Source organism: Streptomyces sp. enrichment culture (assembly GCF_964272855.1).
In the GTDB taxonomy this organism is placed as follows: domain Bacteria; phylum Actinomycetota; class Actinomycetes; order Streptomycetales; family Streptomycetaceae; genus Streptomyces.
In genome coordinates this window covers 6,337,622-6,359,173 of the sequence record NZ_OZ186847.1, presented here as the reverse complement: position 1 = coordinate 6,359,173, position 21,552 = coordinate 6,337,622, and the positions used below count along the sequence as shown (strand labels likewise).

Here is a 21,552-nt window from a genome sequence, read left to right as displayed (position 1 = left end):
GGTCGGGGACTGTCGGGCAGGCGCCGTCTGTGTTCCGTACGCCTTTGTACGGGACGTTCTGTGGTGGACCGTCAGACGGTCAGGGCGCGGTCCGTCGGGCGGATCGGGGCCGGCAGGTCGCTGGCTCCGGTCAGGAACCGGTCCACGCCACGGGCGGCCGAGCGGCCCTCGGCGATCGCCCACACGATGAGCGACTGGCCGCGGCCCGCGTCACCGGCGACGAAGACACCCGGGACGTTGGTCTGGAAGTCGGCGTCGCGAGCGATGTTACCGCGCTCGTCGAGGTCCAGGCCGAACTGCTCGACCAGGCCGTTCTCCCGGTCCGTGCCCGTGAAGCCCATCGCCAGCGTCACCAGCTGGGCGGGGATCTTGCGCTCGGTGCCCGGCTTCTGGGTCAGCTTGCCGTCGACGAACTCGACCTCGACCAGGTGCAGCCACTGGACGTTGCCGTCCTCGTCGCCCTCGAAGTGGGTGGTGGAGACGGAGTAGACCCGCTCGCCGCCCTCCTCGTGCGCGGACGTGACCTTGTAGAGCATCGGGAAGGTCGGCCACGGCTGGTTGGCGTTCCGCTCCTCGCCCGGCCGCGGCATGATCTCCAGCTGGGTGACGGAGGCCGCGCCCTGGCGGTGGGCCGTGCCGACGCAGTCGGCGCCGGTGTCGCCGCCGCCGATGACGACGACGTGCTTGCCCTCGGCCGAGACCGGGGTGGTGACGTAGTCGCCCTCCTGGACCTTGTTGGCCAGCGGCAGGTACTCCATCGCCTGGTAGACGCCCTTGAGCTCGCGCCCCGGCACCGGCAGGTCACGCGCGGTCGTCGCGCCGACGGCCAGGACCACCGCGTCGTACCGCTTCTTCAGGTCGGTCGCCTTGAGGTCGCGGCCGATCTCGACGCCGGTACGGAAGCGGGTGCCCTCCGCGCGCATCTGCTCGATACGGCGGTTGATGTGCCGCTTCTCCATCTTGAACTCGGGGATGCCGTAGCGGAGGAGGCCTCCGACGCGGTCCGCGCGCTCGTAGACGGCGACGGTGTGGCCGGCGCGGGTCAGCTGCTGGGCGGCGGCCAGACCGGCCGGGCCCGAGCCGACGACGGCGACGGTCTTGCCGGACAGCCGCTCCGGGATCTGCGGGGCGACGTCACCGGTCTCCCACGCCTTGTCGATGATCGAGACCTCGACGTTCTTGATGGTGACCGCCGGCTGGTTGATGCCCAGCACACACGCCGACTCACAGGGAGCGGGGCACAGACGGCCCGTGAACTCCGGGAAGTTGTTCGTCGCGTGCAGCCGCTCGGAGGCGGCGCCCCAGTCCTCGCGGTAGGCGTAGTCGTTCCACTCGGGGATCAGGTTCCCCAGCGGACAGCCGTTGTGGCAGAACGGGATGCCGCAGTCCATGCACCGGCTGGCCTGCTTGCTGATGATCGGCAGCAGCGAGCCGGGGACGTAGACCTCGTTCCAGTCCCTGACGCGCTCCTCGACGGGGCGGGACTTGGCGACCTCGCGGCCGTGGTTCAGAAAGCCCTTCGGGTCAGCCATTGATCGCCGCCTCCATCATCTTCTCGGTGATCTCGGACTCGGAGAGACCGTCTCGCTCGGCGGCGTCCTTGGCGGCGAGCACTGCCTTGTACGTGCTGGGGATGATCTTGCTGAAGCGCTCCGCGGCGGAGTCCCACTCGGCGAGCAGCTTCTCGGCGACGGTCGAGCCCGTCTCCTCGTGGTGGCGGCGCACCACGTCGTGCAGCCACTGCTTGTCCGCGTCGTCCAGCGCCTCGACGGCGTCCAGGTTGCCGACGTTGACGTTGTCCCGGTCGAGGTCGATGACGTAGGCGACACCGCCGGACATGCCGGCCGCGAAGTTGCGGCCCGTCTCGCCGAGCACCACCGCGTGACCGCCGGTCATGTACTCGCAGCCGTGGTCGCCCACGCCCTCCGAGACGACCAGCGCGCCGGAGTTGCGGACGCAGAACCGCTCGCCGACCTTGCCGCGCAGGAACATCTCGCCGCCGGTGGCGCCGTAGCCGATGGTGTTGCCGGCGATGACGCTGTACTCGGCGAGGTGGTCGGCACCGCGGTCCGGGCGGACCACGATCCGGCCGCCGGAGAGGCCCTTGCCGACGTAGTCGTTGGCGTCGCCCTCCAGACGCAGCGTGACACCGCGCGGGACGAAGGCGCCGAAGGACTGGCCGGCGGAGCCGGTGAAGGTGATGTCGATGGTGTCGTCGGGCAGGCCCGCGCCACCGAACTTCTTCGTCACCTCGTGGCCGAGCATGGTGCCGACCGTGCGGTTGATGTTGCGGATCGCGACCTGGGCGCGCACCGGCTGGGCGTCGGTGGCGTCCGAGGCGGCCAGGGCGTCCGCGGCGAGCTTGATCAGCTCGTTGTCGAGCGCCTTCTCCAGGCCGTGGTCCTGGGCGATCAGCTGGTGGCGGACCGCGCCCTCGGGCAGCTCGGGCACGTGGAACAGCGGCTCCAGGTCCAGGCCCTGCGCCTTCCAGTGGCTCACCGCGCGGGTCACGTCGAGGACCTCGGCGTGACCGACGGCCTCCTCGATGGAGCGGAAGCCCAGCTCGGCGAGGAGCTCGCGGACCTCTTCGGCGATGTAGTTGAAGAAGTTGACGACGTACTCGGCCTTGCCGGAGAACCGGTCCCGCAGGACCGGGTTCTGGGTGGCGATGCCGACCGGGCAGGTGTCCAGGTGGCAGACGCGCATCATGACGCAGCCGGAGACGACGAGCGGCGCGGTCGCGAAACCGAACTCCTCGGCGCCGAGCAGCGCGGCGATGATCACGTCACGGCCGGTCTTCAGCTGGCCGTCGGTCTGGACCACGATCCGGTCGCGCAGGCCGTTGAGCAGCAGGGTCTGCTGGGTCTCGGCGAGGCCGAGCTCCCAGGGGCCGCCCGCGTGCTTCAGCGAGGTGAGCGGGGAGGCACCGGTGCCGCCGTCGTGGCCGGAGATCAGCACCACGTCCGCGTGCGCCTTGGACACACCCGCCGCGACCGTGCCGACACCGACCTCCGAGACCAGCTTGACGTGAATCCGCGCCTGCGGGTTCGCGTTCTTCAGGTCGTGGATCAGCTGGGCCAGGTCCTCGATGGAGTAGATGTCGTGGTGCGGCGGCGGGGAGATCAGGCCGACGCCCGGCGTCGAGTGACGGGTCTTGGCCACCCACGGGTAGACCTTGTGGCCGGGCAGCTGGCCGCCCTCGCCGGGCTTGGCGCCCTGGGCCATCTTGATCTGGATGTCGTCCGCGTTGACCAGGTACTCGGAGGTCACACCGAAGCGGCCGGAGGCGACCTGCTTGATGGACGACCGGCGCGCCGGGTCGTACAGGCGCTCCGGGTCCTCGCCGCCCTCACCGGTGTTGGACTTGCCGCCCAGCTGGTTCATGGCGATGGCGAGGGTCTCGTGCGCCTCCTTGGAGATGGAGCCGTACGACATGGCGCCGGTGGAGAAGCGCTTGACGATCTCGCTGGCCGGCTCGACCTCGTCGATGGAGATCGGCTGCCGGTCCGACTTGAAGCCGAACAGGCCGCGCAGCGTCATCAGCCGCTCGGACTGCTCGTTCACGCGCTCGGTGTACTTCTTGAAGATGTCGTAGCGACCGGTGCGCGTGGAGTGCTGGAGGCGGAAGACCGTCTCCGGGTCGAACAGGTGCGGCTCGCCCTCGCGGCGCCACTGGTACTCGCCGCCGATCTCCAGCGCGCGGTGCGCGGGAGCGATGCCGGAGGCCGGGTAGGCCTTGGCGTGGCGGGCGGCGACCTCCTTGGCGATCACGTCGATGCCGACGCCGCCGATCTTGGAGGCGGTGCCGTTGAAGTACTTCTCGACGAAGGCCTCCTCGAGGCCGACGGCCTCGAAGACCTGGGCGCCGCGGTAGGAGGCGACGGTCGAGATGCCCATCTTGGACATGACCTTCAGGACGCCCTTGCCGAGGGCGTAGATCAGGTTGCGGATGGCCTTCTCGGGCTCGATGCCGGGCAGGAAGGTGCCCGCGCGGACCAGGTCCTCGACGGACTCCATCGCCAGGTACGGGTTGACCGCGGCGGCGCCGTAGCCGATCAGCAGGGCGACGTGGTGGACCTCGCGGACGTCACCGGCCTCGACCAGCAGGCCCACGTGGGTGCGCTGCTTGGTGCGGATGAGGTGGTGGTGGACGGCCGCGGTGAGCAGCAGCGACGGGATCGGCGCGTGCTCGGCGTCCGAGTGGCGGTCCGACAGGACGATCAGGCGGGCGCCGTTCTCGATGGCGGCGTCGGCCTCGGCGCAGATCTCCTCGATGCGCGCGGCGAGGGCGTCACCGCCGCCCGAGACCCGGTACAGGCCGGAGAGGGTCGCGGCCTTCATGCCGGGCATGTCGCCGTCGGCGTTGATGTGGATGAGCTTGGCCAGCTCGTCGTTGTCGATGACCGGGAAGGGCAGCACGACGGACCGGCAGGACGCGGCGGTCGGGTCGAGCAGGTTGCCCTGCGGGCCCAGCGAGGAGCGCAGCGAGGTGACCAGCTCTTCGCGGATCGCGTCCAGCGGCGGGTTGGTGACCTGCGCGAACAGCTGGGTGAAGTAGTCGAAGAGCAGCCGGGGGCGCTCGGAGAGGGCGGCGATCGGCGAGTCGGTGCCCATCGAACCGATCGGCTCGGCACCGCTCTTGGCCATGGGGGCCAGGATGACGCGCAGCTCCTCCTCGGTGTAGCCGAAGGTCTGCTGGCGGCGGGTGACCGAGGCGTGGGTGTGCACGATGTGCTCGCGCTCGGGCAGGTCGCCCAGCTCGATCTCGCCGGCCTCCAGCCAGTCGGCGTAGGGCTGCTCGGCGGCGAGCTGCGCCTTGATCTCGTCGTCCTCGATGATGCGGTGCTCGGCGGTGTCGACGAGGAACATCTTGCCGGGCTGGAGGCGGCCCTTGCGGACGACCTTGGCGGGGTCGATGTCGAGGACGCCGACCTCGGAGCCGAGGACGACGAGGCCCTCGTCGGTGACCCAGTAGCGGCCGGGGCGCAGACCGTTGCGGTCGAGCACGGCGCCGACCTGGGTGCCGTCGGTGAAGGTGACACAGGCCGGGCCGTCCCAGGGCTCCATCATCGTGGAGTGGTACTGGTAGAAGGCGCGCCGGGCCGGGTCCATGGAGTCGTGGTTCTCCCACGCCTCCGGGATCATCATCAGCACGGAGTGCGGCAGCGAGCGGCCGCCGAGGTGCAGCAGCTCCAGGACCTCGTCGAAGGAGGCGGAGTCGGAGGCGTCCGGGGTGCAGATCGGGAAGACGCGGTCCAGCTCGCGCTCGCCGAACAGGTCGGAGACCAGCTGCGACTCGCGGGCGCGCATCCAGTTGCGGTTGCCCTTGACGGTGTTGATCTCACCGTTGTGCGCGACGAACCGGTACGGGTGGGCGAGCGGCCACGACGGGAAGGTGTTCGTGGAGAACCGGGAGTGCACGAGCGCGATCGCGGAGGCGAAGCGGCGGTCGGACAGGTCCGGGAAGAAGGGCTCCAGCTGGCCGGTGGTCAGCATGCCCTTGTAGACGATGGTCCGCGCGGACAGCGACGGGAAGTAGACGCCGACCTCGCGCTCGGCGCGCTTGCGCAGCACGAACGCCTTGCGGTCCAGGGCGATGCCCGTGCTGGTGCCGTCGGCGACGAAGATCTGCCGGAAGGCGGGCATGGTCGAGCGGGCGGTGGCGCCGAGCAGGTCGGGGGCGACCGGGACCTCACGCCAGCCGAGGACGTCCAGGCCCTCCTCACCGGCGATCGTCTCGATACGCGAGACGGCGTCGGCGGTGCCGTCCTCCGGCAGGAAGGCGGTGCCGACGGCGTAGGCGCCGGCCTCGGGCAGCTGGAATCCGGCCACCTCGCGGAAGAAGGCGTCCGGCACCTGCGACAGGATGCCCGCACCGTCGCCGGAGTCCGGCTCGGAGCCGGTGGCGCCGCGGTGCTCGAGGTTCCGCAGGACGGTGAGGGCCTGCTCGACCAGCGTGTGGGACGCCTCGCCGGTGAGGGTGGCGACGAAGCCGACGCCACAGGCGTCGCGCTCGTTGCGGGGGTCGTACATACCCTGCGCAGCAGGGCGAGCATCCATGAAGGACCAGTTCTGGCCATTCGCGGAGTGCTGGGACGGCTGGCGCGGCGTACGCATCGGCTCTCCCGTCGTCGTCATGTGGCTGGTGGTACCTCCCAGGCCCGAAAGGCACTGGGGGAGCTGCCGAGGGACGACGTTGGCCCTCTGCGAGATCTGCGATGAGATCAAAATTTCGTGCAGGTTACATGATGGAGCGGTTCTCGGGAACCGGATACTCCGTTCCAGCATGCGGACACCGCGGTGGCGGCGAGTGCCGCGCTCGGCGGCGGAAAGTATGGGGGACCGGTGCGAACAGATCGGTGTCCGACGGCCCGAAGGCGGGGTCAGCAGCGTCGCTCACCCCGCGGTGCGCCGCGGGCGTCATTGCCCGCAGCGCTTACGGCTCATGCCCGCTGGTCACGCATCCGAAACCAACGAGTAACGGCTACTTATGCGGCCCATCGCATAAGTTCCAGCCGGGTCATCCTACGGCCACTCCGAACGCCATGCCCAGGGCGTACGTCACACCGGCCGCCGCGCCACCCAGGGCGAGCTGCCGCAAACCGCTGAACCACCAGCTGCGCGCGGTCACCTTCGCCACCACCGCGCCGCACAGGAACAGCCCGAGCAGCGCCAGCAGCACGGCCGGCCACAGGGCGCTCGCCCCGAGCAGGTACGGCAGCACGGGGAGCAGGGCGCCCAGCGCGAAGGAGCCGAAGCTCGACACCGCGGCGACCGCCGGCGACGGCAGGTCACCGGGGTCGATGCCCAGCTCCTCGCGGGCGTGGATCTCCAGCGCCTGCTCGGGATCCCTGGACAGCTGCCGGGCCACGTCCCGCGCCAGATCGGGATCCACTCCCCGGGACACGTACAGCGCGGCCAGCTCGGCCTCCTCGTCCTTGGGGTGCTTGCGCAGCTCGCGCCGCTCCACGTCCAGCTCCGCCTCGACCAGCTCGCGCTGGGAGGCCACGGACGTGTACTCGCCGGCCGCCATGGAGAACGCGCCGGCGGCGAGCCCCGCGAGCCCGCTCAGCACCACGGTGTGCTGACTCGCCGCACCGCCCGCGACACCGGTCATCAGGGCGAGGTTGGAGACCAGGCCGTCCATCGCGCCGAAGACGGCGGGGCGCAGCCAGCCGCCGTTGACGTCCCGGTGCGTGTGGTTGTCGCGGTGCGCCTCGTGCAGCGGCGCCTCGGTCTCGATGATGGCCATGAGGGTCCCCCAGAATGCTTCTTTGGACTGCTTCTACTTTTCGACAACACCCACGTTACGTCGTGAAATTTCCTCCCGCCAGCAAGGAAAGGCTGGGCTAACCTGCACTTTTACCCTCTTCCGCTCAATCGTGCGAGAGCTTGCACATATGTCGACCGGGTGACGCTGAGGCGCCTGAGGCTGCGCCGCACACCGCACCGGGGGACAGTTCCGCAAAGGGCTCTGCGCCGTCTCGGCGCCCTTGAGAGGAGAGGCCCGTATGGCATCGATCGCCTGCATTCCCTCGGTCCCGGCGCCCGGCGACGCCGCCGAGTTCCGCGAACGGGCACGCGGCGCGCTGCTCGGGCTCGCCGTCGGGGACGCGCTCGGCGCGCCGGCCGAGAACATGAAGCCGTCGGAGATTCGCGCCCGCTGGGGCCGCATCACCGGCTACGTCACCGACACCCCGTCCGGCACGGACGACACCGAGTACGCGATCTTCTCGGGCCTCCTACTGGCCCGGCACGGCTCCGCGCTCACCCCGGCCCATGTGGAGGCCGCCTGGCACGAGTGGATCGCCGACCGCGCCGAGGGCCCCTTCCGGGGCGCCGGCTTCAGCGAGCGCGGCACCCTGGAGAACCTGCGCCGGGGCCTGGCCGCCCCCATCTCCGCCCAGCACCGGCACGCCTGGAGCGACGGTCTGGCCATGCGCGCGGCCCCCTTCGGCGTCTTCGCGGCCGGCCGCCCCGCCGAGGCCGCCCGCCTGGTGGCGATCGACGGTTCCGTCAGCCACGACGGCGAGGGCATCTACGGCGGCCAGGCCGTCGCCGCGGGCGTCGCGGCGGCGATGACCGGCGCCCCGACGATCGCGGTGGTGGCCTCGGCCCTCGCCGTGGTCCCGGACGACTCCTGGACGGCCCGGTCGCTGCGCCGGGCCGTGACCGTGGCCCACCGGGGCGAACGCGCGGTCCGCTCCGCGGTCGTCATCGGCGGCTACCCCTGGACCGACCTCGCCCCCGAGGCGGTGGCCCTGGCCTTCGGCGCGTACGCCGCCGCCGACGGCGACTTCAAGGAGGCCGTCCTGACCGCCGTCAACATGGGCCGCGACGCCGACACCACGGCCGCGGTCGCGGGCGCCCTCGCCGGCGCGACCCAGGGCGTGTCGGCCATCCCCGCCGACTGGGCGTCGGCGATCGGCCCGGCCCGCGGCAGCTGCCTGCCGTCGATGGCGGGCCACCACGTCCTGGACGTGGCGGACCTGCTGACCGCGAAGACGGCGGAGAGGGCGACGGACAGGGCGCCGGACAGGGCGCCGGAAACGGCGGCGGAGAGGACGCCGGAGGTGACGCGGTGACGCCGCCTCCGGCTCCGTGGGACGACGCGACGACGACCCTCGACACACCCGCGGCCGCCGGCGGCGGGCAAGCCCCGCCGGGGCCACCCGCACCCGGCGACGAAAGCGGTACGGGTGGTGCCGGTGGGAACGACCCGGCCGAAGGCGGAGCCGAGACCGGAGCCGCACGGCCCCGCGCGGCGGCCCGCATCGAAGGCCTCCTGCTCGGCCTCGCCGCAGGCGACGCCGCCGGCTGGCCCGCCGCCCGCCACCGCGCCGCCCGCATGCCCGACTGGACCCGCCGCCTCACCCGCGAGCTGGACACCTTCGCCGAGCACAACGCCACCACCACGCTCCCCGTCCCCATCGCCCTGAACCAGCCCCCGGAACCCCTGCGCCTCGGCCCCTCCGACGACGCCGAGTGGGCGGCGTTCGCCGCCGAGGCGGTCCTGCGGGCCGGCGACGACGCCGCCCTCGGCGACCTCAGCCGGGACCGCCGGATGCGCGCGGCGATCGACCTCACCTGGAACGCGGTCGCGAGCGAGGTCGCCGCGGCGGCGGAACGCGCCCCCGAGGTCGAGTCCGCCGTACTCCCGCTGCGCGCCCGCATCTCGGTCCGGGCGGGTCTCGGCAACCTCGCCGCCGGCCTGCGCCCGCCCGCCACCGGCCACGACAACCCGCACTACTTCGACGACGCGGCCTGCGTCCGCGCCTGCGTGCTGGCCGTCGCGCACCCCGGCGACCCCGAGGGCGCCGCCGGCCTCGCCGAGTTCGACGCCCGCTACACCCAGGACGGCGACGGCGTGCACGGCGCCCGCGCGATGGCCGCGGCGGTGGCCGTCGCGCTGACCGGCGCGGACCCGCGGGCCTGTGCGTCGGCGGCGCTCGCCGAGCTGCCGGCGGAGACGGAGATCGGCCGCAACGCCCGTCACGCCCTGACCCTGGCGGACGAGGCCGACGGCGCCTTCGCGCTGGTTCCGCTGCTGGAGCACCAGATCGTCGACCACGTCTACAGCTACGGCATCGCCGCCGCCGAGACCGTCCCGGTGGCGCTGGCACTCGCCGTCGCCGCGCGGGGCCGGATCGCCGAGGCGATCCCCGCGGCGGCCTGTCTGTCCCGGGTCGCCGACTCCGCCCCGGCCCTCGTCGGCGCCCTGACCGGAGCGCTGGGCGGCGGCGCGGCGGTCCCCGCGTCGTGGCGGGACGCCTGCCGGGTGCTGTCCGGCTGTGTCCTGCCCCGGCTCACCGGCACCGATCTGGTGGAACTCGCCGAACTCCTGGAAGCGGCACAACCGGCCCCACCAGGAGGATGATTCGGGGCATGACGCCCAAAGGAGAAGAAAGCCGAGCGGAGTCCCTGGCCGAGCGGATCACCGGCGCACTGGTCGGCGCCGCCGTCGGTGACGCGCTCGGCGGCCCGGTGGAGGGCTACTCCCCCGACCAGATCCTCGAACGCCACGGCGGCCGCGTCCACGGCGTCGTCGGCCCCTGGAACGGCGACGCCTGGCGCACCGCCCGCCCCCTCGCCCCGTACCACAAGGGCGACGGACACGTCACCGACGACACCTTGATGACCCACGCCCTGGTCCGGGTCTACGCCCGGGTCCGCGACCATCTGGACGCCTACGCGATCGCCGAGCACCTGGTCCCGGACCTGATGACGACACCGCGCTGGATCCCCGAACTGGAGGCCGAGGCACTGCCGTTGCACCGCGTCTTCCTGGCGGAGAAATGGCTCGTGACGAGACTCCACTACGGCCATGCCGACCCCCGCGAGGCGGGCGTCGGCAACATCGTCAACTGCGGTGCCGCGATGTACATGGCGCCGGTCGGCCTGGTCAACGCGGCCCACCCGGCGGGCGCGTACACGGAGGCGCTGGACGTCGCGGGCGCCCACCAGTCGTCGTACGGCAGGGAGGCGGCCGGGGTCTTCGCGGCGGCGGTCGCCGCGGCCTGCGCCCCGGACGCGACCCCGGACTCGGTGGTGGCGGCCTGTCTGTCGCTGGCGAAGGACGGCACGCGGACGGCGATCGAGCGGGTCTGCGAGACCGCCGCCCGGCACGGCGACTTCGAGTCGGCGCTGGTGCCGCTGCGGGAGGCGGTGGCCCCGTACGACACGGTGGGCCCCGACTACCGGGCCCCCTCCCTGGGCGCCCGCCGCCCCTCCCGGCTGCACGCGATCGAGGAACTGCCCATCGCGCTGGGCATGTTGCTGGTCGCGGGCGGGGACTACCGGCACGCGGTCCTCGGCTCGGTCAACTACGGCCGTGACTGCGACTCCATCGCCACCATGGCCGGCGCGCTGGCCGGCGCCCTGGGCTCGCCGGTCCCGGAGGACTGGGCGAAGACGGTCGCCGAGGCCAGCCGTCTCGACCTGCACGAACCCGCACGCGTCCTCACCGAGGTGACCCGGGAGGTCTTCGCCCGTGACGTACGGCGCCGCCGCGCCCACGAGGCGGCCTTCGCCGCGCTGGGAGGTGCCGGATGCTCCGACTGACCTGGGTCCAGCCGGAGGACCTGCTCGGCCACGAACTCCGCCAGGCCGCCCTGGACGGCCGTGAGCCGTCGGCGATCGCCGAACGCTGGAAGGCGGCGGGCGGCTGCGAGGCCCCCGCCCGCGCCGGCGCCTCCCCCGAACCCGCGTCCCGCTATCTGCGTCTGCTCGCGGAGGACCTGCTCGACGAACTGGCCGACCTGCCCAGCAGGTTGGCGGACCAGGAGCCGACCGACCTGGGCCGGATCACCGCCCTGTGCCCCGGCTGGCCGTCCACACCGACCACCGCCCCCGCGCCGCCGGACGCCCTGCTGCCCCGGCTGCACGCCGCCTGGCTGGGCCGGGCCGTGGGCTGTCTGCTCGGCAAACCCGTCGAGAAGCTCCCCCTCGACGGCATCCGCCAGATCGCCCACGCCACCGGCAACTGGCCCCTCACCACGTACTTCACCGCCCGGGGCCTGCCCGACGACCTCGCCGCGAAGTACCCGTGGAACCGCCGCTCGGCCACCACCTCGCTCGCCGAGAACATCGACGGCATGCCCGAGGACGACGACCTCAACTACCCGCTGCTGAACCTGCTTCTGCTGCGCCGCCACGGCCGGGGCTTCACCACCGACGAGGTCGCCGCCCTCTGGCTCGACGCACTCCCCGCGGGCCGCGCCTTCACCGCCGAGCGCGTCGCCTACCGCAACCTGCTCTGCGGTCTGGAACCCCCGCGCACGGCCCGCCACCGCAACCCGTTCCGCGAGTGGATCGGCGCGCTGATCCGCGCCGACGTGCACGGCTGGACCAACCCCGGCGACCCGGCCCGCGCCGCCGCCCAGGCCCACCGCGACGCCACCCTCACCCACACCGCCAACGGCGTCTACGCGGCGATGTTCACGGCCGCCGTCATCGCCTGCGCCGCCACCGGGTCGTACGACGTCCACACCTGCCTGCGCACCGGCCTCACCGTGGTCCCGCCGCGCTCCCGGCTCGCCGGAGCCGTCCGCCACGCCGTCCGGCTGGCGCGGACCACACCGGACTTCGACATGGTCGTGGACGAACTCCACGCCACCCACGCCGCCCGCCACCACTGGGTGCACGCCGTCCCCAACACCGCCCTGATCGCCGCCGCGCTCACCCACGCCGACGGCGACTTCACCGGCTCCGTGTGCCGCGCGGTGTCGGGCGGCTGGGACACCGACTCCAACGGCGCCACGGCCGGCAGCGTCGCCGCCCTCCTCGCCGGGCACCCGGACGCCCTGCCCGAGCGCTGGACGGCCCCGCTGAAGAACCGCCTGGCCACCTCCGTCGCCGGGTTCGACGGCACCGGCTTCGACACCCTGGCCCAGCTCACCCTCCAGGAGGCAACCCGCCCATGACCCATATCGCCGTCCTCGGCAGTACGAACATGGACCTCGTCGCCTACGTCGAGAAGGCACCGCAGCGCGGAGAGACCGTGACCGGACGGGAGTTCCGTACGATCCCCGGCGGCAAGGGCGCCAACCAGGCGATCTCCCCCACTCTCGGCTTCGCTCGAGCGGGGGCACCCCCATCCGCCCGCGCCGGAGCGGCCGTGTCGATGATCGGCGCGGTCGGCAACGACGCCTTCGGCACCCGGCTGCGCGCCACCCTCGAGCACTCCGGGGTGGACACCGGCCGCCTGCGCACCACCGAGGGCCCGTCCGGCACCGCCCACATCGTCGTGGACGACGAGGGCGGCAACGCCATCGTGGTGATCGCCGCGGCCGACGCGCTGCTGCTCCAGCTGGAGGTCCCCCTGGCCGGGGTGACCGCCGGCGCGGAGGCGGCCCGCGCGCACGGCGTCCGCACCATCCTCACCCCGGCCCCGGCCCGCCCGCTGCCGCCGGAACTGCTCGCCGCCGTCGACCTGTTGGTGCCGAACGAGCCCGAGGCCGCCGCGCTGACCGGCGTCCCCGACCCGCGCGGGGCGGCCCTCGCCCTGCTCGACCGGGTCCCCGAGGTGGTGATCACCCTGGGTGCGGCGGGCAGCCTGCACGCCGCCCGGGGCACCGAACCGCTCACCGTCCCCGCCCCGCGGGTCAAGGCCGTCGACTCCACCGGCGCGGGCGACACCTTCGTCGGCGCGCTCGGCGAGGGCCGCCCGATGCCTCAGGCGCTGCGCTGGGCCGCCCCGGCGGCCGCCCTGTCGGTGCAGCGGGAGGGCGCGTCGGCGTCGATGCCGTCCCGCCAGGAGATCGAGGCCGGGTTCACGTCATGACCCAGGCACCCCCGCTGACCGGTCTGCGCGTCCTCGACCTCGCCACCCTGTTCGCCGGCCCGCTCGCCGCCACCCTCCTCGGCGACTTCGGCGCGGACGTCGTCAAGGTCGAGCACCCCATCCGGCCCGACCCGTCCCGCGGCCACGGCCCCTCGAAGGACGGGGTGGGCCTGTGGTGGAAGCTCCTCGGCCGCAACAAGCGCACCATCACCCTCGATCTGTCCAAGCCCGGCGGCCGCGCCACCCTGCTGCGGCTGGCCGCGACCGCCGACGTCGTCGTCGAGAACTTCCGCCCCGGCACCCTGGAGAAGTGGGACCTCGGCTGGCCCGAGCTGTCCGCCGCCAACCCGCGGCTGGTCCTGGCCCGGGTCACCGGCTTCGGCCAGTTCGGCCCGTACGCCCGCCGACCCGGCTTCGGCACCCTCGCCGAGGCGATGAGCGGCTTCGCCGCGATCACCGGCGAGCCGGACGCGCCCCCGACGCTCCCGCCGTTCGGCCTCGCCGACTCGATCGCCGGGCTGGCGACGGCGTACGCCGTGATGACCGCGCTCGCCGCCCGCGAGCACACCGGCGAGGGCCAGGTCGTCGACATGGCGATCATCGAGCCGATCCTGACCGTCCTCGGCCCGCATCCGCTCTGGTACGACCAGCTGGGTCACGTCCAGCCCCGCACCGGCAACCGCTCCCAGAACAACGCGCCGCGCAACACCTACCGCACGGCGGACGGCACCTGGGTCGCCGTCTCCACCTCCGCCCAGTCCGTCGCCGAACGCGTGATGCGGCTGGTCGGCCGCCCCGAGCTGATCGACGAGCCCTGGTTCGCCACGGGCGCCGACCGCGCCCGCCACACCGACGTCCTCGACGAGGCGGTCGGCAGCTGGATCGCCCGGCACACCCGCGCCGAGGTCATGGACGCCTTCGAGAAGGCGGAGGCGGCCATCGCCCCCATCCAGGACGTACGGGACGTGATGGCCGACCCGCAGTACGCCGCCCTCGACACCGTCACCACCGTCGACGATCCCGAGCTGGGCCCGCTGCGCATGCAGAACGTCCTCTTCCGGCTGTCCGCGACCCCCGGCGCGATCCGCTGGGCCGGCCGCCCGCACGGCGCGGACACCGACGCGGTCCTCACCGAACTGGGCCTGACCCCGGACGAACTGGCCGCGTTGCGCGCGGAGGGCGCGCTGTGATCCCGCTGACCTGGCTGTACGCCCCCGGCGACCATCCCCGCACCGTCGCCAAGGCCCTCGTCAGCGGTGCGGACGTGGTGATCGTCGACCTGGAGGACGCGGTCGCGCCGGACCGCAAGGAGTACGCCCGTACGGCCACCGCCGAGCTGCTCGCCGAGCCGCAGCCGGTGCCGGTCCACGTCCGGGTCAACGCCCTCGACGGTCCGCTCGCCGCGGCCGACCTGCGCGCGATGGCCGGTCTGCCCGGGGTGTCGGGGCTGCGCCTGCCGAAGGTGACCGCGCCCGGGCAGATCGTGCGGATCGCCGAGCACGCGGCACCCGCCGAGGGCGGGGCACCCGCGCTGTACGCCCTACTGGAGTCGGCCCTCGGCGTGGAGCACGCCTTCGCCATCGCCGCCGCCCACCCCGCGCTGCGCGGTATCGCGCTCGGCGAGGCGGACCTGCGGGCCGACCTCGGGGTACGGGACGACGCGGGCCTGGAGTGGCCGCGCTCCCGGGTGGTCGTCGCCGCCCGCGCGGCCGGCCTGCCGCCCCCGGCCCAGTCGGTCCATCCCGACACCCGGGACCTGAAGGGCCTGGCCGCCTCCTGCGCCCACGGTCGCGCGCTCGGCTTCCTGGGCCGTGCGGCCATCCACCCGCGGCAGCTGCCCATCATCGAACGGGCCTACCTCCCCACCCACGAGGAGATCGAGCAGGCGGAGACCGTCCTGAAGGCGGCGGCCCTGGAGCGGGGCGCCCAGGCGCTGGAGGACGGCACCTTCATCGACGCGGCGGTGGTGGTGGCGGCGCAGCGGACCCTGGCACTGGCCCACCGGCTCTGATCGCCGGTGTCCCGCCACGGACACCGAGAGGGCGCCCGGAAGATCTCCGGGCGCCCTCGGTGACGTAGGAGCCGCCGTCAGCTCTGCTTCGCCGACCCGGCCTCGTCCTTCGCGTCCGCGTCCTTGCCCTCGGCCTCCGCGTCCTTGCCCGCGGCCTCGGCGTCCTCGGTCGCGGCGTCGCCGCCGTCCTCGCTCTTCGCCGCCGTGTCACCGTCGCCGTCCGACGGCTGCGCCCCCGGCTCCACGACGTCCTCACGGCCGGGCCGCTTCTTCGCCGACACCACGATGTAGGTGACGGCGAGCAGGAAGACGACCAGCGCGGTCCAGTTGTTCAGGCGCAGGCCCAGGATCTCGTGGGCGTCGTCCACGCGCATGTACTCGATCCAGAACCGGCCCGCGCAGTACGCGGCGACGTACAGCGCGAACGCGCGGCCATGGCCCAGCTTGAAGCGCCGGTCGGCCCAGATCACCAGCAGGGCGACGCCGACGCACCACAGGGACTCGTACAGGAACGTCGGGTGGTAGTAGCCGGGCATCCGGCCGTCCGCGGTGGAGGTGATGTGCAGCGCCCACGGCAGGTCGGTCTCCCGGCCGTACAGCTCCTGGTTGAACCAGTTGCCCCAGCGGCCGATGGCCTGCGCGAAGGCGATACCCGGGGCGACGGCGTCGGCGTAGGCGGGCAGCGGGATGCCGCGGCGGCGGCAGCCGATCCACGCGCCCAGCGCGCCGAAGGCGATGGCGCCCCAGATGCCGAGTCCGCCCTCCCAGATCTTGAAGGCGTCCACCCAGTCACGGCCCTCGCTGAAGTACAGCTGATAGTCCGTGATCACGTGGTACAGCCGACCGCCGATCAGGCCGAACGGCACCGCCCAGACCGCGATGTCGGCGACCGTGCCGGCCCGCCCGCCGCGGGCGATCCAGCGTTTGTTGCCGAGCCAGACGGCAACGAACACGCCGATGATGATGCAGAACGCGTAGCCGCGCAGCGGAACGGGTCCGAGGTGGATCACCCCGCGCGACGGGCTGGGAATATAGGCAAGTTCCATGGCAAGGTCGACGCTACCGTGCCGGACCGGCCCGGCGACGGGCAGCCCGGCTACGGGTCCATAACGGGCGGTCGCCCGGCGTCATTTCCCGGTCACGACTTCGCGGCCTGCTGCACCTGCTGCTTCAGCTTGGCAGGGGTCATCGTCCGGTCGTCGAAGATGTTCTTGCCGTTGAGCAGCACGGTCGGCGTGCCCCGGAAGCCGCCGTTGCTGAACGCCTGGGCGGACTTGTCGACCCAGCTGTCGTGGGTGCCGTCCTCGACGCACTTTCTGAACGCGGGCGTGTCGAGGCCGTCGACCTTGCCCGCCAGCTCGATCAGCTCGTCCGTCTGGGCGAACGCGTCGTCGGTCTCGGGGGGCTGGTTGTCGAACAGCACGTCGTGGTAGGCGACGAACTTGCCGGCGTCCTGGGCGCAGGCCGCGGCGTTGGCGGCGGTCCGGGAGCCGCTGCCGCCCATGTTGCCGTCGATGATCGTGGCCAGGCGGTAGTCGACCTTGAGCTGTCCGGCGTCCGTCAGCTCGTGGACCGTCTGCCGGTACGTCGTCTCGAAGGACTTGCAGGCCGGGCAGCGGAAGTCCTCCCAGACGGTGAGCGTCGACTTGGCGCCGCTCTCGCCGACCGGGATGACGAGGCTGTCCTCGCCGTTGGCGCCCGAGGGGGCCACGACCGGGCCCGCGCTGTCGCCGCCGTCGTCCTTGCCGGCGTTGGCGGCGACGACGCCGATCACCGCCGCGAGGCCCAGGACGCAGACGACGCTCGCGCCCACGATCAGCGCCCGCCGTCGCTTCTCCGCGCTCTTCTGCTTCGCGCGCTCCGCCGCCAGCCGCTCTCGGGCCGTGCGCTTTCCGTCACGGTTGTTCTCGCTCACACCCGCAGAACGAACCGGGGAGACGCAGCGCGCCTCCCCGGCTCCAGGACCACCCGTTCGAGCGACCCGTACGAAGATCGCTCTGTTACTCCCGGCGAGTCACCCGCGTGACCGTCACGCCTGTCGGCGCACGCCCCGCGCGAGCTCACCGGCGAGCGCGCGGACGGCCTCCACGCCGGCCGCGTCGTCCGGGGCGTCCAGCATCCGCTTGACGAACGCCGAGCCGACGATCACGCCGTCGGCGAAGCCGGCCACCTCGGCGGCCTGCGCGGCGTTGGAGACACCGAGGCCGACGCAGACCGGCAGCTCGGTGGTGGCGCGGGTGCGCTCCACCAGGTTCCGCGCCTGCGTGCCGACCGACTCGCGGGTGCCCGTGACGCCCATCAGCGAGGCGGCGTAGACGAAACCGCTGCCCGCCGCGGTGATCTCGGCGAGCCGCTTGTCCTTGCTGCTGGGCGCCACCACGAAGACGGTCGCGAGGCCGTGCTTCTCGGCGTGCTCCCGCCACAGGGCGGACTCCTGCACGGGCAGGTCGGGCAGGATGCAGCCCGCGCCGCCCGCCTCGGCCAGTTCGGCGGTGAACCGCTCGACGCCGTAGCGGTCGATGGGGTTCCAGTACGTCATGACGAGGATCGGCTTGCCGGTGGCCTGGTGGGCCTCCCGGACGGTCCGCATCACGTCGGCGATCCTCACTCCGCCGCGCAGGGCGATGTCGTCGGCGGTCTGGATGACCGGGCCGTCGAGGACGGGGTCGCTGTGCGGCAGACCGACCTCCACGACGTCGGCGCCGCCGTCGAGGACGGCCTTGATCGCCTCGATGCCGCCGTCCACGGTCGGGAACCCGGCCGGGAGGTAGGCGATGAGGGCGGCGCGGCCCTCGGCCTTCGCCGCGGCGAGCGTGTCGGTCAGCAGCTGGACGTTCCCGCTCACTTGGCGTCCCCCTCGATCTCGGCGACGTCGGCGGCGTCGGCCGCGACCTCGGCGTCGGTGTCGTACAGGCCGAAGTAACGCGCGGCGGTGTCCATGTCCTTGTCGCCGCGGCCGGACAGGTTGACCACGATCAGCCCGTCCTCGCCCAGTTCCCGGCCGACCTCCAGGGCCCCGGCCAGGGCGTGGGCGCTCTCGATGGCGGGGATGATGCCCTCGGTGCGGGACAGCAGGCGCAGTGCCTGCATGGCCGCGTCGTCGGTGACCGCGCGGTACTCGCCGCGGCCGCTGTCCTTGAGGTACGAGTGCTCGGGGCCGATGCCCGGGTAGTCCAGGCCGGCCGAGATGGAGTACGGCTCGGTGATCTGGCCCTCGTCGTCCTGGAGGACGTAGGAGCGGGAGCCGTGCAGGATGCCGGGCTCGCCGGCGGTCAGGGTCGCCGCGTGCTCGCCGGTCTCGACGCCGTGCCCGGCGGGCTCGCAGCCGATGAGGCGGACGCCCTCGTCCGGGATGAACGCGTGGAACAGGCCGATCGCGTTGGAGCCGCCGCCGACGCAGGCGATGGCGGCGTCCGGCAGGCGTCCGGCGCGCTCCAGGAGCTGGCGGCGGGCCTCGACGCCGATGACGCGGTGGAAGTCGCGGACCATGGCCGGGAAGGGGTGGGGGCCGGCGACCGTGCCGAACAGGTAGTGGGTGTGGTCGACGTTGGCGACCCAGTCGCGGAACGCCTCGTTGATGGCGTCCTTCAGGGTGCGGCTGCCGGACTTCACGGCGATGACCTCGGCGCCGAGCATCCGCATCCGGGCCACGTTGAGGGCCTGGCGCCGGGTGTCGATCTCGCCCATGTAGATGGTGCAGTCGAGGCCGAACAGGGCGCAGGCGGTGGCGGTGGCCACGCCGTGCTGGCCGGCGCCGGTCTCGGCGATGACGCGGGTCTTGCCCATGCGCTTGGTGAGCAGGGCCTGGCCGAGCACGTTGTTGATCTTGTGGGAGCCGGTGTGGTTCAGATCCTCGCGCTTGAGGAAGATCCGGGCGCCGCCGGCGTGCTCGGCGAACCGCGGCACCTCGGTCAGGGCGCTGGGACGGCCGGTGTAGTTGACGAGCAGGTCGTCGAGTTCGCGGGCGAACTCGGGGTCGTTCTTGGCCTTGTCGAACTCCACGGCCACCTCGTCGACCGCCGCGACGAGGGCTTCCGGGATGAACTTGCCGCCGAACGCGCCGAAGTAGCCGTCCGCGCTCGGGACCTGGCCCTCCGGGTCGGGGATGAAGAAGTTGCTGGGCATGCTTGAGCCTCACGGTGGGTGTGGTGAAGAGTCACTGTTCGCCGTGGGGGCGGGGCTTGTCGTGTGGCCTCAGGTCGTCTGTGGCTTTTCGCGCAGTTCCCCGCGCCCCTGAAAGCCCTGCTGCCATCGGCGGCCGTTCACCTGCCCCGGTTCGTCACCGATGACGTACCGCACCCGGCGGCCGTGCACCCGGCGGGCGGGGGCACGGCAGCCACGGGGCCGGCAGCCGCGCGCGAGGCGGGCGTACGGGTCCCTGGCGGTCTCGGTGATCGGAGGAGTCATCGTCGGTCAGCCTAGCGAAGGATCAGCCCCGGCCGTGGCGCAGTGCGGGGTGCTCGCCCGCGGCCACCAGGTCGGCGACGGCCGCCTTCGGGTCCTTGCCCGTGACGAGGGACTCGCCGACCAGGACGGCGTCGGCTCCGGCGTTGGCGTAGGCGATGAGGTCGTGCGGGCCGCGTACACCGGACTCGGCGACCTTGACGATGTGGTCCGGGATCTCCGGGGCCACCCGCTCGAAGGTGCCGCGGTCGACCTCCAGCGTCTTGAGGTTGCGCGCGTTGACACCGATGACCTTGGCGCCGGCGTCCACCGCGCGGTCGACCTCCTCCTCGTCGTGGACCTCGACGAGCGGGGTGAGGCCGATGGAGACGGCACGCTCGATCAGCGACTCCAGCGCGGACTGGTCGAGGGCGGCGACGATCAGCAGCGCGAGGTCGGCGCCGTACGCGCGGGCCTCCCACAGCTGGTACGAGGTGACGATGAAGTCCTTGCGCAGCACCGGGATGTCGACGCGCGCGCGGACCGCCTCGAGGTCGGCGAGCGAGCCGCCGAAGCGGCGCTGTTCGGTGAGGACGGAGATGACGGCCGCGCCGCCCGCCTCGTAGTCCGCGGCGAGGCCCGCGGGGTCGGCGATCGCGGCCAGCGCGCCCTTGGACGGGCTGGAACGCTTGACCTCGCAGATCACCTTGACGCCGTCGCCCTTGAGCGCGGCGACCCCGTCCTTGGCGGCGGGCGCCTTCGCCGCGCGCTCCTTGAGCTCGTCGAGGCTGACGCGCGCCTGCCGCTCCGCGAGGTCGGCACGGACTCCGTCGATGATCTCGTCGAGCACACTCACGCGAGCGGCCCCCTTCCAGTCGGCTGACTGTCACAGCGGTCGGTCGAAACCTATGGTCATAGCGATGGTATCCGGGATGGGGCGAAGGCCCCGCATCCGGTTGACGCCGGTCCCAGTACCTGGACACCCGTCCGATGATCAAGGATGCAGCCAGCCACCGAACGGCAGGTTCCGGACAACCGTGAAGACCAGCACCAACGCGCCGACGGCCCACAGGTGCGCGGACCGCAGGTCGAGCCGCAGCGGCCGGCCGCGCGCCGCGCGGACCACCCAGACGGTCCACGCCACGGCGAACAGCGCGTAACCGGCGACCGCCACCGCGTTCGCCTGGAGCGCCGCCGCGAGGTCGCCGTGGACGACGGCGTGCGCGCTGCGCAGCCCGCCGCAGCCGGGGCAGTACAGGCCGGTGAGGCGCAGCAGCGGGCAGACCGGGTAGTGGCCGGGTTCGTTGGGGTCCACGGCCCCGACGTACGCGAAGGCCCCGGCGACGGCCGCCAGCACTCCGGCGGGCACGGCCAGCCGGCCCGCGGCCGGTGTCGTTCTGGGGGTGTCGGCGCTCACGTCTCGCATTGTGCCTCGCGGGGCCCCGGACACGCGTGAGGGGCGGCTCGTGGGCCGCCCCTCGACGAAGTACGCCGTGCTGTGTCGCGCCGGTCAGCTCTCGGCGGCGACGGGCTCGCGGGTCGCGGTGGCGGCCGGCTTCACCGTGGTGGCGCCCTGGACCATCTTCAGGGGCTGCGACTTCGGCATGCCCAGGCCCATCGTGCGCATCACGCCGCCCACGACACCGCCGAGGAGCACGATGGCCATGCCGCCCCAGAAGCCCATCGGGTTGGCCATCACCATGAAGGCACCCGCGACGGTGAAACCGATGAAGGCGATGATGACACCGGTCCAGGCGGCCGGGGTGTGACCGTGCCCGTGGCTGCTGTCCGCCATTGCTTGCTCCTCGTAGCCGTGTGCGTGTGTGAGCCTCGCGCTCGTCGTCCATTGTCCCGTACGCGTGCGCGTGCCATGCGC

18 protein-coding genes are annotated in these 21,552 nt (G+C 72.8%); 7 read left to right on the top strand and 11 right to left on the bottom strand.

The genetic code is table 11. The features are described 5' to 3' along the window. Positions 1-71: 71 nt before the first annotated feature. The 3 genes from ACSU6L_RS28110 to ACSU6L_RS28100 all read right to left on the bottom strand — a co-directional run bounded on the left by ACSU6L_RS28110 (position 72) and on the right by ACSU6L_RS28100 (position 7,252). On the bottom strand, positions 72-1,532 hold the full coding sequence (locus ACSU6L_RS28110; protein ID WP_073942793.1) for a glutamate synthase subunit beta: 1,461 nt from the start codon (positions 1,530-1,532) through the stop codon (positions 72-74). Further along, complete coding sequence (gene gltB, locus ACSU6L_RS28105) at positions 1,525-6,117, bottom strand: glutamate synthase large subunit (protein WP_437065088.1); 4,593 nt, start codon at positions 6,115-6,117, stop codon at positions 1,525-1,527. Before gltB ends, ACSU6L_RS28110 begins: the two co-directional genes overlap by 8 nt. 403 nt (positions 6,118-6,520) lie before the next feature. Then, on the bottom strand, positions 6,521-7,252 hold the full coding sequence (locus ACSU6L_RS28100; RefSeq protein WP_437061209.1) for a VIT1/CCC1 transporter family protein: 732 nt from the start codon (positions 7,250-7,252) through the stop codon (positions 6,521-6,523). 259 nt (positions 7,253-7,511) lie between these two features. On the opposite strand from ACSU6L_RS28100, the gene ACSU6L_RS28095 reads away from it, so the two are divergent. The 7 genes from ACSU6L_RS28095 to ACSU6L_RS28065 are packed head-to-tail and all read left to right on the top strand — an operon-like array spanning position 7,512 to position 15,293. After that, complete coding sequence (locus ACSU6L_RS28095) at positions 7,512-8,585, top strand: ADP-ribosylglycohydrolase family protein (protein WP_437061207.1); 1,074 nt, start codon at positions 7,512-7,514, stop codon at positions 8,583-8,585. Continuing rightward, positions 8,582-9,877: an ADP-ribosylglycohydrolase family protein gene (locus ACSU6L_RS28090; protein ID WP_437061205.1), complete on the top strand. Its 1,296-nt coding sequence runs from the start codon at positions 8,582-8,584 to the stop codon at positions 9,875-9,877. Before ACSU6L_RS28095 ends, ACSU6L_RS28090 begins: the two co-directional genes overlap by 4 nt. Positions 9,878-9,885: 8 nt before the next feature. Continuing rightward, a complete protein-coding gene (locus ACSU6L_RS28085; protein WP_437061203.1) occupies positions 9,886-11,061 on the top strand; it encodes an ADP-ribosylglycohydrolase family protein in 1,176 nt (391 codons plus the stop codon). Continuing rightward, positions 11,049-12,422 carry an ADP-ribosylglycohydrolase family protein gene (locus tag ACSU6L_RS28080; protein ID WP_437061201.1) on the top strand — a complete coding sequence of 458 codons (1,374 nt, stop codon included), beginning with the start codon at positions 11,049-11,051 and terminating at the stop codon, positions 12,420-12,422. Before ACSU6L_RS28085 ends, ACSU6L_RS28080 begins: the two co-directional genes overlap by 13 nt. Continuing rightward, entirely contained in the window at positions 12,419-13,282 is an 864-nt protein-coding gene (locus ACSU6L_RS28075; protein ID WP_437061199.1) for a ribokinase, read from the top strand. The genes ACSU6L_RS28080 and ACSU6L_RS28075 overlap by 4 nt, the downstream gene beginning before the upstream one ends. Further along, positions 13,279-14,472, top strand: a complete 1,194-nt coding sequence (locus tag ACSU6L_RS28070) for a CaiB/BaiF CoA transferase family protein (protein ID WP_437061197.1) — start codon at positions 13,279-13,281, stop codon at positions 14,470-14,472. The genes ACSU6L_RS28075 and ACSU6L_RS28070 overlap by 4 nt, the downstream gene beginning before the upstream one ends. Further along, complete coding sequence (locus ACSU6L_RS28065; RefSeq protein ID WP_073942799.1) at positions 14,469-15,293, top strand: HpcH/HpaI aldolase/citrate lyase family protein; 825 nt, start codon at positions 14,469-14,471, stop codon at positions 15,291-15,293. The genes ACSU6L_RS28070 and ACSU6L_RS28065 overlap by 4 nt, the downstream gene beginning before the upstream one ends. Positions 15,294-15,370: 77 nt before the next feature. Here ACSU6L_RS28065 and lgt read toward each other — a convergent pair whose 3' ends face one another. The 8 genes from lgt to ACSU6L_RS28025 form a co-directional block, all read right to left on the bottom strand. Next, entirely contained in the window at positions 15,371-16,339 is a 969-nt protein-coding gene (lgt, locus tag ACSU6L_RS28060) for a prolipoprotein diacylglyceryl transferase (RefSeq protein WP_437061195.1), read from the bottom strand. 92 nt (positions 16,340-16,431) lie between these two features. After that, positions 16,432-17,208, bottom strand: a complete 777-nt coding sequence (locus ACSU6L_RS28055; RefSeq protein ID WP_437061193.1) for a DsbA family protein — start codon at positions 17,206-17,208, stop codon at positions 16,432-16,434. Between the two features lie 114 nt (positions 17,209-17,322). Then, complete coding sequence (trpA, locus tag ACSU6L_RS28050) at positions 17,323-18,138, bottom strand: tryptophan synthase subunit alpha (RefSeq protein ID WP_437061191.1); 816 nt, start codon at positions 18,136-18,138, stop codon at positions 17,323-17,325. Beyond that, a complete protein-coding gene (gene trpB / locus ACSU6L_RS28045; RefSeq protein ID WP_437061189.1) occupies positions 18,135-19,418 on the bottom strand; it encodes a tryptophan synthase subunit beta in 1,284 nt (427 codons plus the stop codon). Before trpB ends, trpA begins: the two co-directional genes overlap by 4 nt. A 69-nt stretch (positions 19,419-19,487) precedes the next feature. Then, complete coding sequence (gene trpM / locus ACSU6L_RS28040; RefSeq protein WP_365512064.1) at positions 19,488-19,700, bottom strand: tryptophan biosynthesis modulator TrpM; 213 nt, start codon at positions 19,698-19,700, stop codon at positions 19,488-19,490. A gap of 22 nt (positions 19,701-19,722) precedes the next feature. Next, on the bottom strand, positions 19,723-20,532 hold the full coding sequence (gene trpC / locus ACSU6L_RS28035; protein ID WP_073942805.1) for an indole-3-glycerol phosphate synthase TrpC: 810 nt from the start codon (positions 20,530-20,532) through the stop codon (positions 19,723-19,725). 138 nt (positions 20,533-20,670) lie between these two features. After that, positions 20,671-21,102, bottom strand: a complete 432-nt coding sequence (locus ACSU6L_RS28030) for a DUF2752 domain-containing protein (protein ID WP_437061186.1) — start codon at positions 21,100-21,102, stop codon at positions 20,671-20,673. A gap of 84 nt (positions 21,103-21,186) precedes the next feature. Further along, complete coding sequence (locus ACSU6L_RS28025) at positions 21,187-21,471, bottom strand: HGxxPAAW family protein (protein ID WP_073942807.1); 285 nt, start codon at positions 21,469-21,471, stop codon at positions 21,187-21,189. Positions 21,472-21,552: the final 81 nt, after the last annotated feature.